13 protein-coding genes are annotated in these 13,936 nt (G+C 72.8%); 5 read left to right on the top strand and 8 right to left on the bottom strand.

All coding sequences use genetic code 11. From position 1 onward, the window contains the following. Window positions 1-42: 42 nt before the first annotated feature. Genes EDC02_RS23425 through EDC02_RS23435 form a run of 3 tightly spaced genes read right to left on the bottom strand, consistent with a single transcriptional unit; the run spans window position 43 to window position 3,086 of the window. Window positions 43-1,140 carry a type III polyketide synthase gene (locus tag EDC02_RS23425; RefSeq protein ID WP_233606250.1) on the bottom strand — a complete coding sequence of 366 codons (1,098 nt, stop codon included), beginning with the start codon at window positions 1,138-1,140 and terminating at the stop codon, window positions 43-45. Beyond that, a complete protein-coding gene (locus EDC02_RS23430; RefSeq protein ID WP_123603806.1) occupies window positions 1,137-2,306 on the bottom strand; it encodes an acyl-CoA dehydrogenase family protein in 1,170 nt (389 codons plus the stop codon). The genes EDC02_RS23425 and EDC02_RS23430 overlap by 4 nt, the downstream gene beginning before the upstream one ends. Before the next feature lie 42 nt (window positions 2,307-2,348). After that, window positions 2,349-3,086, bottom strand: coding sequence for a methyltransferase domain-containing protein (locus EDC02_RS23435; protein ID WP_123603807.1), 738 nt, complete (start codon window positions 3,084-3,086; stop codon window positions 2,349-2,351). Window positions 3,087-3,133: 47 nt separating this feature from the next. Here EDC02_RS23435 and EDC02_RS23440 point away from each other — a divergent pair, with 47 nt between their 5' ends. The 4 genes from EDC02_RS23440 (at window position 3,134) to disA (ending at window position 7,472) form a co-directional block, all read left to right on the top strand. Continuing rightward, on the top strand, window positions 3,134-3,973 hold the full coding sequence (locus tag EDC02_RS23440) for a UbiA family prenyltransferase (protein ID WP_123603808.1): 840 nt from the start codon (window positions 3,134-3,136) through the stop codon (window positions 3,971-3,973). A 111-nt stretch (window positions 3,974-4,084) separates the two neighbouring features. Beyond that, window positions 4,085-4,738: a hypothetical protein gene (locus EDC02_RS23445; RefSeq protein ID WP_148083576.1), complete on the top strand. Its 654-nt coding sequence runs from the start codon at window positions 4,085-4,087 to the stop codon at window positions 4,736-4,738. A gap of 11 nt (window positions 4,739-4,749) precedes the next feature. Beyond that, window positions 4,750-6,207: a DNA repair protein RadA gene (radA, locus tag EDC02_RS23450; RefSeq protein WP_233606434.1), complete on the top strand. Its 1,458-nt coding sequence runs from the start codon at window positions 4,750-4,752 to the stop codon at window positions 6,205-6,207. A 59-nt stretch (window positions 6,208-6,266) separates the two neighbouring features. Beyond that, window positions 6,267-7,472, top strand: a complete 1,206-nt coding sequence (gene disA, locus EDC02_RS23455) for a DNA integrity scanning diadenylate cyclase DisA (protein ID WP_123603811.1) — start codon at window positions 6,267-6,269, stop codon at window positions 7,470-7,472. 45 nt (window positions 7,473-7,517) lie between these two features. On the opposite strand, the gene EDC02_RS23460 is transcribed toward disA, so the two are convergent. From EDC02_RS23460 to EDC02_RS23470, 3 genes are all read right to left on the bottom strand, one after another. After that, window positions 7,518-8,294, bottom strand: coding sequence for a hypothetical protein (locus EDC02_RS23460; RefSeq protein WP_123603812.1), 777 nt, complete (start codon window positions 8,292-8,294; stop codon window positions 7,518-7,520). Window positions 8,295-8,360: 66 nt separating this feature from the next. Beyond that, on the bottom strand, window positions 8,361-8,921 hold the full coding sequence (locus tag EDC02_RS23465; RefSeq protein ID WP_123603813.1) for a peptide deformylase: 561 nt from the start codon (window positions 8,919-8,921) through the stop codon (window positions 8,361-8,363). After that, the gene (locus tag EDC02_RS23470) at window positions 8,918-9,430 is read right to left on the bottom strand and encodes a glycine cleavage system protein R (protein ID WP_123603814.1); all 513 of its coding nucleotides are present in this window, start codon (window positions 9,428-9,430) and stop codon (window positions 8,918-8,920) included. The genes EDC02_RS23465 and EDC02_RS23470 overlap by 4 nt, the downstream gene beginning before the upstream one ends. A 116-nt stretch (window positions 9,431-9,546) precedes the next feature. Here EDC02_RS23470 and EDC02_RS23475 point away from each other — a divergent pair, with 116 nt between their 5' ends. Then, window positions 9,547-10,443 carry an A/G-specific adenine glycosylase gene (locus EDC02_RS23475; protein WP_123603815.1) on the top strand — a complete coding sequence of 299 codons (897 nt, stop codon included), beginning with the start codon at window positions 9,547-9,549 and terminating at the stop codon, window positions 10,441-10,443. 90 nt (window positions 10,444-10,533) lie between these two features. Here the strand turns inward: EDC02_RS23475 and EDC02_RS23480 are convergent, their stop codons facing one another. Together EDC02_RS23480 and EDC02_RS23485 are read right to left on the bottom strand one after the other, a co-directional pair. Next, the gene (locus EDC02_RS23480) at window positions 10,534-13,065 is read right to left on the bottom strand and encodes an ATP-dependent Clp protease ATP-binding subunit (RefSeq protein WP_123603816.1); all 2,532 of its coding nucleotides are present in this window, start codon (window positions 13,063-13,065) and stop codon (window positions 10,534-10,536) included. A 520-nt stretch (window positions 13,066-13,585) separates the two neighbouring features. Then, window positions 13,586-13,936: an Lsr2 family protein gene (locus EDC02_RS23485; RefSeq protein WP_123603817.1), complete on the bottom strand. Its 351-nt coding sequence runs from the start codon at window positions 13,934-13,936 to the stop codon at window positions 13,586-13,588.

A 13,936-nucleotide genomic window follows, 5' to 3' on the forward strand; every position in this document is an offset into this window, starting at 1 on the left:
GGGGAGCGGGACCACCGCCAGGGAGCGGGCGCGGGCGGCGGGTCAGCGGCTGAGCAGCGCGGCGTAGAGCGTCAGACCCGGGCCGAACGCCAACATCACCACCTGACGCGGCGGCGGCCCCGCCCGCCGCAACCGGTCCAGAATCAGCAGTACGGTCGGCGACGAACAGTTGCCGTACGCCGCCAACGTCTCCCGGGACGCGGACATCGCCTCGTCGGACAACCCCAGCTCCCGCTGCACCACATTGAGGATGCGCGGCCCACCCGGATGCACCGCCCAACCATCCACCTGCGACACAGTCAGTCCGTGCCGGGCCAGCAGATCACCCACCAGCGCCCGCACGTGCACCGACAGCACCTGCGGCACCCGGGGCGACAGACCCATCCGGAAGCCGAGGTCGGTCACCTCCCAGGTCATGTGGTCGGCGGTGGAGGCGTCGGTGGCCGACACGACCTCCCGTACGGCGTAGCCGCCGGGCGGCGGCGGGCCGCCGGCCCCGTCGGTCGGTGCCAGCACCACCGCCGCCGCCGCGTCGGAGAACAACGCGTGCGCCACGATCTGCTGGGTGTCCACCCGGCGGGCCGGCGGCTGGATGTGCAGGCTGGTCAGCTCGGCGCAGAGCAGCAGCGCCGGGCGGCCCCGGGCGGTGACGAAGTCGGCCGCCGCACCCAGCCCGGGCAGCGCCGCGTAGCAGCCCATGTGCCCGACGAACAGCCGCTGGGTGTCGGCGGCCATGCCGACGTCCCGGGCCAGGATGATGTCCAGTCCGGGCGTGGCGTACCCGGTGCACGAGCAGACCACGAACAGACCGATCTCCCCGGCGGTCAGCCCGGCCTGGGTCAGCGCCCGGTCCACCGCCTCCTTGCCCAGCGGCAACGCCTCGACCTGGTAGCGGCGCATCCGGCGCTCGGTCGGCCAGTCCGCGACATCCTCCAGCAACGGGCTCACCGCCGCCTGCCGGGTGCGTACCCCGGAATTGGCGAAGATCCGCTCCGCGAGCGCCCGGGTACCGCCGTCGTAGCGCGCCGCGAAGAAATCCCGCCACAGCTCGTCCTGGCTGGCCGACGGCGGCAGCGCCAGCCCGAGCCCGACCACCGCAGCCGACGACCGGCCCGCCAGCGGCTCCGACGACCGGCTCACCACCGGGGCGCCGATCCGTCGCGGTCCGGGTCCCCGCCGATCGTCGCCACGCCGAGCCAGTCGGCGCAGACGTCCGACGTCGGCGGGTGCAGCGCACCGCAGCGGGCGTCCCGGTAGAGCCGTTCCAGCGGATGTCCCCGGCGGGTCGCCGAGGTCCCGGCCGCCTCCAGCATCGACGACGCCACCTCGGCCGCCGTGCCGCCAGCGACCAGCTTCGCCCGCCACACCCACTGGTTGGTCGCCGGGTCGCCCGGGTCGGCGTCCACCCGGCGGGCCGCCTCCCGCACCGTCAGCAGCGCCGCGGCGGCCGCCGCGTCGGCCCGGCCGATCCGGGCCCGGACCGCCGCCAGGTGGGTCAACCCCCGCTCGGTGAGATGCTCCACCGCCGCGTCCACCGCCGCCCGGGCCACCCCGGCGTAGACCGCCGCGTAGCTGGCCACCATCCAGTGCGGCATCAGCTGGGCCACCACCAGAGCCAGCCCTTCCACCCCGCCGAGCAGGGTCCGCGGGCCGACCGTCACGTCCAGGTGCAGGTCGTGCGAGCAGGTGGCCCGCATGCCGAGCGAGTCCCAGCTCTGCTCCACCCGCAGGCCGGGCGTGTTCGCCGGGACCAGGAACTGCGACACCACCGACTGGTCGTCGGCGTGCCGGGCGGCGACCAGGTACCCGGAGGCGTGACCGGCCCCGGAACAGAACGCCTTGGCCCCCTTGATCTGGTATCCACCGTCCACCCGGTGGTAGACCGTGGACAGCTGGGAGAGCCGGGAGCCGGCCCCCCGCTCGCTCATCGCCACCGCGTACCAGGCGCCGGACGCCGCGTCGGCGAGCAGCTCGTCCCGGGCCGCCAACGCCTCGTCCCGCAGCCCCATCGCCTCGGCGAGGTTGTCGTCGACCGCGCCCAGCGCGCCGGTCACCGAGGCGTGCATGTTGAACACCAGCGCGGTGGCGCCGTTACCCCGGGCCAGTTCGTACGCCACCTCGGCGTAGTCGGCGAAGCCGGCGCCCCGCCCGCCCAGCCGCTGCGGAACCATCAACCCGAACAGCTGTTCCTGCCGCAGGTCGGCGAAGTCCGCCACCGGGAAGGTGCCGGCCCGGTCGTGTTCACCCGCCCGCGCCGCCAACCGTGGCACCACCCGCCGCGCCGCCGCCAGTGCATCCGCAACCATTGCCGCCCCTTCCGCCGTCGACCTGCCCACCTGCTCGTCCGCTCAGCCCACCTTGACCCCCCTGCCTTGGTAGAGCACCGAGGTGGACCAGGTCGGCACCATCCGCCGCCGGGGTTTCCAGAGTGCCCGGTCGGGAGCCGATCGGCGTAGCGGCGCGCGCACCAGCCAATCGATCAGGCTGAAAACGCTCGGCCGCAGGCCGCGTACCGCCAGCCGTACGCCGTGCCGGGCGCACTCGGCGACCAGCCGCTGCGGACGGACGAACAGCGCGGGGTCGTGGATGCCGCGCGGCGCGACCGGCAGGCGTTCACCCAGCTCGACCGCGATCAGCCGGCTGGCCAACGTGGCGTTCAGGGTGTCCAGCACCAGCAGCCCGCCCGGCCGCAGCACCCGGCACGCCTCGGCGACCGCCGCCGACAGGTCCGGTACGTGCTCCAACAGCTCCCCGGCGGAGACCACGTCGGCCACCCGGTCGGCCAGCGGCAGCCGGGTCGCGTCACCGCGTACCGGCTCGACGCCGTGCCGGGTCGCCTGCCGCAACGCCGAACCGACCAGGTCGACCCCGACGTGCCGGTAGCCCTTGCCGCGCAGATGGGGGGCGAGCAGGCCGGCCCCGCAGCCGATGTCGACCAGCACCGCCCCCGGCCGGGCCGCCGGTGGGACCAGCCGGGCCCGCGCCTCGGCGATCCAGTGCAGCATCTCGAACGCGCCGGCCGGCCGCCACCACTCGTCGGCCAGCACGTCGTACTGGCGGGGGTCGTTCGGCGGCAGATCCGGCATTGACTGAGCGTGGCATGACCAGCCGGTAACAGCCACACTTGGCGGATATGTCGCGCCGCGTGTCCGCATTGATCAAGGCCAGCCACCCCGAACCGGCGGTCGCGGTCACCACCGTGACCGCCCTGCTGGCCTGGGGCGTCGGTCACCGTCCGGCCGGGATCGCGCTGGTCGCCGCCACCGTCGCGGCCACTCAGCTCGCCGTCGGCTGGACCAACGACTGGCTGGACGCCGGTCGCGACCGGCAGACCGGACGGGCCGACAAGCCGGTCGCGACCGGCGTGGTCAGCCGGCGCACGGTGGGCGTCGCCGGGCTGGCCGCCGCGCTGGCCACCCCGTTGCTGGCCGCGCCGACCGGGCTGGCCGCGGCGTTGTGCATCACCGCCGCGCTGCTCAGCGCGCTGGCCTACAACTGGCCGTTGAAATCCACTGCTGTGTCGGTGCTGCCGTACGCTTTCTCCTTCGGGGCGCTGCCCGCCTTCATCGTGCTCGCGCTACCGGGTGCGCCCGCGCCACCGGCCTGGCTGGTCACCGCCGCCGGGCTGCTCGGCGCCGGCGCGCACTTCGCCAACGTACTGCCGGATCTGGCCGACGACGCCCGCACCGGCGTGCGCGGTCTGCCGCACCGGCTCGGGGCCACCGGTTCGGGGGTCGCGGCGGCCGGGTTGCTCTTCGCCGCCACCGTGACGCTGGTCGTCGGCCCGCCCGGGCCGCCGTCGTGGGCCGGGCTCGTCGCGGTCGCCGGCACCGCGGTCATTCTGCCGACCGGCTGGTACGCGGCCCGGCGAGCCGCCCGCCGGGCAAGCCGCTCGGACGGCGTCTTCCGGGCGGTGCTGCTGGTCGCCGTGATCGATGTGGTGCTGCTGGTGGCCAGCGGCCCGGTCGGGTGAGCGCCGCCGATCACGGATTCTCGGGTCCGTGGCGGGGCGCGGATCACCGCCAACTACCCTGGAGCCGGCCTGCGCGGGGCTCGTCGCCGCGCCGTGACAAGGAGGACCGACGTGACGCCCTCGACCAGGGGACACCGCCGAGTCGCGGTGCTGTTCGCCGGCGCTGCCGCAGCCAGCGGCCTGCTGCTCAGTGGCTGCGGTGCCGGCCAGCTCGCGGAGACCGCGACCAAGGCGACGGCGATCAACGGAGTCAACCTCGAGTCGCCGGACGGCGCGGTGTCGGTGCGCGACCTCTCGGTGCCCTATCCCGGGGTGGAGGGCTACCCGGCCGGCGGCAGCGCACCGGTCGAGGTCGGGCTGTTCAACAACACCGATGACCCGGTGATGGTACGGGTCAGCGCCGCCCCGGTCACCGACGAGGACTGGGCGACGGTGGTCGGGGCCCAGTCGGTGGTGATCGGCGGCTCCGAGCAGACCGGGCCGACTCCGTCGCCGGAGCCGGGCACCGTCGAGGTGCCGCAGCCGGACCCGGGCCGGGACGCGATCGTCCAACTGCCGGCCAACGGCTGGGCGCTGTTCACCACCGACGACACCGAACCGCTGCGGGTGACCGGGCTGGCCGACCCGCTCGCCGCCGGGTACTCGGTGAACCTGGCCTTCGAGTTCAGCACCGGCGGCGCGCCACTGGTGGTCGCCGCCCCGGTGGACATGCCGCTCACCCCGGCCCCGCGCGCGCCCGCCGAGCACGACGAGGCAGAGCACTGAGCTCGCGGTCGATCCCCCGGGGCGCCGGCGGCACCGGAGGGGGGCGCGGTGGTGCCGCGCCGCGCAGCCGGGCAGCCACCCGCGAGCCGCGGCCCGCGTACGAATGCGACGCGTGCGGGCACCAGCCGCCCAAATGGGTGGGCCGGTGCCCGGAATGCGGCGAATGGGGCTCGGTGATCGAGTCGGTGGTCAGCGGCCCGGTGGTCTCCGGCCGGGTGGTCAGCACCCGGATGCCGACCGAACCGGCCCGGCCGATCGCCACCATCAGCGCCGCACCCGCCAAGGCCCGGCCGACCGGTGTCGGCGAACTCGACCGGGTGCTCGGCGGCGGCCTGGTACCCGGCGCGGTGGTGCTGCTGGCCGGTGAGCCCGGGGTCGGCAAGTCGACCCTGCTGCTCGACGTCGCCCAGCAGTGGGCCGCCGGTGCCGGCAGTCCGTCGCTGGTGGTCAGCGGCGAGGAGTCGACCAGCCAGGTGCGGCTACGCGCCGAGCGGATCGGCGCGCTGCACGAAAAGCTGTACCTGGCGGCGGAGAGCGACCTCGGGGTGATCCTCGGCCACCTCGACGCGGTCCGGCCCGGTCTGCTGGTGCTCGACTCGGTGCAGACCATCTCGATGCCCGGCTCGGACGGCATCCCCGGCGGCGTCACCCAGGTCCGGGCGGTCACCGCCGCACTGGTCGCGGCGGCCAAGGAACGCAACATCGCCACCGTGCTGGTCGGCCACGTCACCAAGGACGGCCAGGTCGCCGGCCCCCGGGTGCTGGAGCACCTGGTCGACGTGGTGCTGCACTTCGAGGGCGACAAGCACTCGTCGCTGCGGATGGTGCGCGGCATGAAGAACCGGTTCGGCGCGGCCGACGAGGTCGGCTGCTTCGAGATGCACGAAGGCGGCATCAGCAGCCTGCCCGACCCGTCCGGACTGTTCCTCACCCGCTACACCGAACCGGTGCCCGGCACCTGCGCCACGGTGGCGATGGAGGGCCGGCGGGCCCTGGTCACCGAGGTCCAGGCGCTGATCGGGGCGACCGTCGCCGGCTCGCCCCGGCGCACCGTGTCCGGGCTCGACGGTGCCCGGCTGGCGATGGTGCTGGCGGTGCTGCAACGGCGTACCGAACGGCTCACCCTGCACGACCGGGAGGTGTTCGCCGCGACGGTCGGCGGCATCCGGGTGGTGGAGCCGGCCGCCGACCTCGCGGTGGCACTGGCGGTCGCCTCCGGCGGGCTCAACCTGGCCGTCTCCCCGCAGCTGGTGGCGATCGGCGAGGTCGGGCTCACCGGTGAGGTACGCCGGGTCGGCGCGGTCGCCCGGCGGCTCGCCGAAGCCGCCCGGCTCGGCTTCCGGTACGCGCTGGTACCACCCGGTACGGCCGGTTCCGGCACCGACCCGATGCCACCGAACATACAGGTCACCGAGGTCAACGACGTACGGGCCGCGTTGCAGGCCGCAGCGCGCGCCTCAGCCGGCTGAACCGGTGCGACAGTAACCGCGGCAGCACCCACCGCACGGCGGTCCGTAGACTGTTGCCCGTGGCGATCGACCGCGATGCGAACAAGACTGCCAGCGCCAGCGCCGGCACCGGTGCCGGCGCGGCCGGCCGGGTCGGTGCCGTCGGTACGCCGGCGCGCACCATCAGCGCCGGCACCTCGGCGCTGACCAGCCCGGCGGCCACCGGAGATCCGCTGCGGGCCAACCTGGCGCTGATGGCGCCCGGCACCGCGCTGCGGGACGGGCTGGAACGGATCCTGCGCGGCCGGACCGGGGCGCTGATCGTGCTCGGCTACGACAAGCAGGTCGAGGCGCTGTGCACCGGGGGCTTCCCGCTCGATGTCGAGTTCTCCTCCACCCGGGTCCGCGAGCTGTGCAAGATGGACGGCGCGGTGGTGCTGTCCAGCGACGGCACCCGGATCGTCCGGGCCGCCGTGCATCTGATGCCGGACCCGTCGATTCCGACCGAGGAGTCGGGCACCCGGCACCGCACCGCCGAACGGGTCGGCCGGCAGACCGGCTACCCGGTGATCTCGGTCAGCCAGTCGATGCGGATCATCAGCCTCTACGTCAACGGTCAGCGGCACGTGCTGGACGACTCGGCCGCCATCCTGTCCCGGGCCAACCAGGCGTTGGCCACCCTGGAGCGGTACAAGCTGCGGCTGGACGAGGTGTCCGGCACGCTCTCCGCACTGGAGATCGAGGACCTGGTCACCGTCCGCGACGCGGTCGCGGTGGTGCAGCGGCTGGAGATGGTCCGACGGATCGCCGACGAGATCGCCGGGTACGTCGTCGAGCTGGGCACCGACGGCCGGCTGCTGGCGCTGCAGCTCGACGAGCTGATGGCTGGCGTGGACGCCGACCGGACCCTGGTGATCCGCGACTACCTGCCCACCGTACGCAAGGCGCGGACCCTGGACGAGGCTCTGGTCGAGTTGGACCTGCTGACCGCCACCGAGCTGATCGACCTGGTCGCCGTGGCCAAGGCGATCGGGTACGCCGCCTCCACCGAGGCGCTCGACGCGGCGGTCAGCCCACGCGGTTTCCGACTGCTGGCGAAGGTGCCCCGGCTGCCGGTGTCGGTGGTGGACCGGCTGGTCAACCACTTCGGCAGTCTGCAACGGCTGCTCGGGGCGACGGTGGAGGACCTGCAGGCCGTCGACGGCGTCGGTGACGCCCGGGCGCGCAGCGTACGGGAAGGTCTGTCCCGGCTGGCCGAAGCGTCGATCCTGGAGCGCTACGTCTGAGTCGCGCCGGAGTCGGCGTAGCTGCGCGAGGGACGCGCCCGGTCGTCAGCCGGTGATGGTGATGACGAACGGCTCGCTGACCTTCGAGCCGAGTCGGGCGAAGAGCTGGTACTCGCCGGCCGCCGGATGGTCACCGGCCGCGACGTTGTTGGCGCACTCGCTCGCCGCCCGACCGTTCCAGGCCACCTGGTAGTCGCGGGCCGTGCCGGGCCCGAAGGTGCGCACGTCGGTGCCCCGGGCGGCCCCGCAGGTGTCCGACGACCAGATCAGCTCCGCGCCCCGCTTGAGGTACAGCTCCTGCGGGTCGGCGCCCACATCCCGGTCGCAGGTACGGCTGGAGACGTTCTGCACCCGCAACTGCATGGCCAGGGTGACGCCCTTCTGGGCGGTGGCCTGCGAGGCTGCCGCGGTCAGCAGGATCTCGTCGTCGGTACAGGTGCCGGCGGCCGGACCGACCGGGCCGCCAGGGGCGTTCTGGTCGCCGGCGCCGGGCTGCCCGCCGCCGGTCGTGCCGTCGTCGCCCGTACCGCCGCCGGTGCTGCCACCGCCGGCGTCGCCGTTGCCGGCGTCGCCGTTGCCGGCGGTGTCGGGGTCGTCGCCGTCGTCGGTGCCGACACCGTCCTGCGGCTCCGGGGACGAGGTCGTCGGGGTGAGCACCTCACCGGACGGGGTCGGGGTGGGATCGGCCTGCGACCGCCCGGTCTGGTCGGAGCCGACGCAGGAGTAGGCCACGATGAACAGCAGGAGCAGCAGCGCCCCGAGCACGACGGCACGCCGCCGCCAGTAGATGGCGGGTGGCAGCGGGCCAACCGTCAGTCGCATGATGGCACACCGTATCGGCAAGACCGGACCGATCGGCCGCGACGCGCCGAGGTCCGGGGCGCCCGGTCAGAGATATGTCTTACGCGGGAAGACGGCGTGCGCCCCGGCCACCCGGTCCAGAAACAGCAGACCGGCACAGTGGTCGATCTCGTGCTGAGCGGCCCGCGCTTCGAACCCGTCGGTGACCAGGCGTACCGACTCGCCGGTACCGGGCAGTTGCGCCTCCACCACGACCCGGGTGGCCCGTTTCACGTCACCGGTGAGATCCGGCACCGACATGCAGCCCTCCCGGCCCGGCCGCCACCGGGTGGCCTCGATCAGCCGGGCATTGCACAGGACGAACGTGCCGTGCCCGGTGACCGTCTTCGGATGCCCGGTCACGTCGACCGCGAAGACCTGCGCGCTGATCCCGATCTGCGGCGCGGCCAGGCCGACACAGCCGGGCGAGACCCGCATCGTGGCGACCAGGTCGGCGGCGACCTGGACCGTCCCGGCAGCGCACGGATCCACCGGCTCACCGGCCCGGCTGAGCACCTGGTCGGGTGCGGCGACCACCGGGACCACCCGCCCCGGTACGCCGAGCGTCGTCTCGGTCCAGTCGGCCAGGGTACGGCTGACCGTGCTCACAGCACGTCCGAGTCGACCGACCGGAGGCTCACCTCGACGTCGAGCGCCCGGGCCGTCTCGGACAGCCGCCGGCCGACCTCGGCCGCCGTACCGGCGGGCAGTACGACCTCGGCGATCAGCACGTAGAGCGGGCCGGTCAGCCGGGTGGTCAGGTCGGTGACGTTGCCGCCCGCCTCGGCGACCACCCGGGTCACCGCCGCGACGATGCCGAGCCGGTCGGCGCCGTACACACTGAGCAGGTGAGGTTCGCCGCCCACCGGCTGCTGGCCCTCCGCCGGAACCGGCCGTACGGTGGCCAGTAGTTGGCCGTCGGCGGTGAGCGGCCGCAGTGCCTGTTGCACCGCGGCCTCGGCCGGACCGGCGCAGACCAGGGTCATCGCGAAGTGGCCGCGCAGCCGGGTCATCGTCGAGTCGGTCAGGTTGGCACCGAGATCGGCCAGCACCTCCGCGACGTCCGCGACGATGCCGGGCCGGTCGCGCCCGATCACGGTGATCGCGAGTTCGTTCATGCCAGCAGTCTGCCCGACCGGGTGCCGGCCCGACCGGGCGGCCCGGCACCCGTGTCCCGTCCAGGGACGGCCTGGGCCGGGGCCGGCAGCCGTGGCATGGCAGGATCGGCGGGGCCATGCGTGACGTGAGTTTCGCCGACACGGCGATCGAATGGTTCGACCACAACGCCCGTGACCTGCCCTGGCGGGAGCCGGGGGTCGGTGCCTGGGCGATTCTGGTGAGCGAGGTGATGCTGCAACAGACCCCGGTGGTCCGGGTGCTGCCGGCGTGGCGCGGCTGGCTGGACCGGTGGCCGGACCCGACGGCGCTGGCCGCCGACTCACCGGCCGAGGCGATCCGGATGTGGAACCGGCTCGGCTACCCGCGTCGGGCGTTGCGGCTGCACGAGTGCGCCACGGTGCTGACCGAGCGGTACGACGGCAAGGTGCCGACCGGCCTGGACGAACTGTTGGCGCTGCCGGGAATCGGCACCTACACCGCCCGGGCGGTCGCCGCGTTCGCCTACGGCCAGCGGCATCCGGTGGTGGACACCAACGTCCGGCGGTTCGTGGCGCGGGCGGTCGACGGGGCTGCCGACGCCGGGCCGGCGACCCGCCCGGCCGATCTCGTTGCCACCGCCGCGTTGCTGCCGGCCGAGCCGGCCCGGGCGGCCCGAGCCAGCGCCGCGTTCATGGAGCTGGGAGCGGTGGTCTGCGTGGCCCGGACACCGCGCTGCGGGATGTGTCCGGTGGCCGGCCGCTGCGCGTGGCGGGCAGCCGGCCGGCCGGCACCGACCGGGCCGACCCGCCGACCGCAGCGGTACGCCGGCACCGACCGGCAGGTCCGTGGCCTGCTGCTGGCGGTGCTGCGAGAGGCGACCGGGCCGGTGCCGCAGCAACGGTTGGACGTGGTGTGGGGCGACGATCTGCAGCGCCGTCGGGCACTGGCCAGTCTGATCGAGGACGGCCTGGTGGAGCCGGTGGCCAGCGACGGCACGCCGCCGACCGGGTACACGCTGGCCGGTCAGGGCTGACGACCTGCGGGCTGACGGCTGACGCCGCAGACGCAGTGCGGCGCCGACGGCTTTCGCCGTCGGCGCCGCACTGACAGTCGACTGCCGGTCCTACTCGTCCGAGCCGGCCGCCGTGGCACCGCCGAGGTCGGCGGGAACCGCGTCCGGTACGGCGACCGGCCGGTCGGCGCCCTGGAACACCAGCTTGGACTTGTCGATGTCGTCCGGGTCGCCCTCGCAGTCGATGACCACGATCTGACCCGGCTTGAGCTCGTTGAACAGGATCCGCTCCGACAGGTTGTCCTCGATGTCGCGCTGGATGGTCCGGCGCAGCGGCCGAGCCCCCAGCACCGGGTCGAAGCCCTTGTTCGCCAGGTACTTCTTGGCGTTGTCGGTGAGCTCCATGCTCATGTCCTTGTTCCGCAGCTGGGTCTCGATCCGCGCGATCATGATGTCCACGATCGACAGGATCTCGGTCGGGTTCAGCTGGTGGAACACGATGGTGTCGTCGATCCGGTTGAGGAACTCCGGCCGGAAGTGCTGCTTCAGCTCGTCGTTGACCTTCTGCTTCATCCGGTCGTAGTTCGAGTCGTTGTCCTCCGACGCCTGGAAGCCCAGCGACACCGCCTTGGCCACGTCCCGGGTGCCCAGGTTCGTGGTCAGGATGATCACGGTGTTCTTGAAGTCGACGATCCGACCCTGACCGTCGGTGAGCCGCCCGTCCTCCAGGATCTGCAGCAACGTGTTGAACACGTCCGGGTGGGCCTTCTCGATCTCGTCGAACAGCACCACCGAGAACGGCCGACGCCGCACCTTCTCGGTCAGCTGGCCACCCTCGTCGTAGCCGACGTACCCGGGTGGGGCACCGACCAGCCGGGACACCGTGTACCGGTCGTGGAACTCGGACATGTCCAGCTGGATCAGGGCGTCCTCGCTGCCGAACAGGAACTCGGCGAGCGCCTTGGACAGCTCGGTCTTACCGACACCGGACGGGCCGGCGAAGATGAACGAGCCGGACGGCCGCTTCGGGTCCTTCAGGCCGGCCCGGGTCCGCCGGATCGCCTTCGACACCGCCCGGACCGCGTCCTCCTGGCCGACGACCCGCTTGTGCAGCTCGTCCTCCATGCGCAGCAGCCGGGAGGTCTCCTCCTCGGTCAGCTTGTAGACCGGGATGCCGGTCCAGTTGCCCAGCACCTCGGCGATCTGCTCGTCGTCGACCTCGCTGACCACGTCGAGGTCGCCGGCCTTCCACTCCTTCTCCCGCTGCGCCTTCTGCCCGAGCAGCTGCTTCTCCTTGTCCCGCAGCTGCGCGGCCCGCTCGAAGTCCTGCGCGTCGATCGCGGACTCCTTGTCGCGGCGCACCTGGGCGATCCGCTCGTCGAAGTCACGCAGGTCCGGCGGCGCGGTCATCCGGCGGATCCGCATCCGGGCACCGGCCTCGTCGATCAGGTCGATCGCCTTGTCCGGCAGGAACCGGTCGGAGATGTACCGGTCGGCCAGCGTCGCCGCCGCCACCAGGGCGGCGTCGGTGATGCTCACCCGGTGGTGCGCCTCGTACCGGTCCCGCAGACCCTTGAGGATCTCGATGGTGTGGGCCAGCGACGGCTCACCCACCTGGATCGGCTGGAACCGGCGCTCCAGCGCGGCGTCCTTCTCCAGGTGCTTGCGGTACTCGTCGAGGGTGGTCGCCCCGATGGTCTGCAGCTCGCCACGGGCCAGCATCGGCTTGAGGATGCTCGCCGCGTCGATCGCGCCCTCGGCCGCGCCAGCGCCGACCAGGGTGTGGATCTCGTCGATGAACAGGATGATGTCGCCCCGGGTACGGATCTCCTTGAGCACCTTCTTCAGGCGCTCCTCGAAGTCACCGCGGTAGCGGGAGCCGGCGACCAGCGCACCCAGGTCGAGGGTGTAGAGCTGCTTGTCCTTCAGCGTCTCGGGCACCTCGCCCTTGATGATCTTCTGGGACAGGCCCTCCACCACGGCCGTCTTGCCGACACCGGGCTCGCCGATCAGCACCGGGTTGTTCTTGGTACGGCGGGAGAGCACCTGCATGACCCGCTCGATTTCCTTCTCCCGGCCGATCACCGGGTCGAGCTTGCCCTCCCGGGCCGCCTGGGTCAGGTTCCGGCCGAACTGGTCCAGTACCAGGCTGGTCGACGGGGCCGCCTCGCCGGCCGCCGCGCCGGCCGCCGCCGGCTCCTTGCCCTGGTAGCCCGACAGCAGCTGGATCACCTGCTGGCGGACCCGGTTGAGGTCGGCGCCGAGCTTGACCAGCACCTGGGCGGCGACGCCCTCGCCCTCGCGGATCAGGCCGAGCAGGATGTGCTCCGTGCCGATGTAGTTGTGGCCGAGCTGCAGCGCCTCCCGCAGCGACAGCTCCAACACCTTCTTGGCCCGCGGCGTGAACGGGATGTGCCCGCTCGGCGCCTGCTGGCCCTGGCCGATGATCTCCTCGACCTGTTGACGCACACCTTCCAGCGAGATGCCCAGACTCTCCAGGGCCTTCGCCGCCACGCCCTCACCCTCGTGGATGAGGCCGAGCAGGATGTGCTCCGTGCCGATGTAGTTGTGGTTGAGCATCCGGGCTTCTTCCTGAGCCAGGACGACAACCCGTCGCGCTCGGTCGGTGAACCGCTCGAACATGCCCTCGTGCTCCTCACGTGCCGTGCGCCAGTGGTCTTGGCGGGCCAGCGCACGAGCCTCCAGGCGGAAGCTCGTGCCATCACTCTATCGCCGTGGGCCGACTCCGCTCCTGCCGTGTCGGGCCGGAGCAGGGGCGATCCGCAACGTTTACCCCAACTGTGCCGGGTTGCTGGCTGTTCCCCGAGGCTTCGGCGCTACGCGGTGAGCGAAATCCGCTCGGTCCGGTGACCGGGCGCGGCGTCGGCTCACCGGGACGCGCCGTCCGTACCGCCACCGCCCGACCGGTTGTCCACAGGCCTGTGGACAACCGGTGCACAGGCTGTGGACAACCTGCCACGCTCTGGCCGGACACGCTCTGGCCGCAGCGGTGTCGCCGCAGGGCAGTATCGCCGCAGGATCGCGCCGCAACCGCCAAACCCCCCCAAAAAGGGACACGAGGTACGGATGAGACATCCGTACCTCGTGTCACTGGCTCCGACTGGCCGACGAGGGCTGGCCGGTACCGGCACGCCTGGGACGATCAGCGCCCGGCTTTGGCGTGGTACTCGTCCACGATCTCCTGCGGGATACGCCCGCGGTCGGAGATCTCCTTGCCCTCCTTCTTCGCCCAGGCCCGGATCGCCCGGTTCTGCTCACGGTCAGCGGCGGCACCGCCCCGACCCCGCGCGGCCCGACCACCCACGACCACGCCACCGCGGCCGATCTTGGTACCAGCAGCCACGTACGGAGCGAAAACCTGCCGCAATTTGTCCGCGTTCTTCTCCGAGAGGTCGATCTCGTACTGGACGCCGTCGAGGGCGAACTTGACGGTCTCGTCGGCGTCGCCGCCGTCCAGATCGTCGACCAGCTTGTGAATGATCTGCTTGGCCAC

It is taken from the genome of Micromonospora sp. Llam0, from assembly GCF_003751085.1.
In the GTDB taxonomy this organism is placed as follows: domain Bacteria; phylum Actinomycetota; class Actinomycetes; order Mycobacteriales; family Micromonosporaceae; genus Micromonospora_E.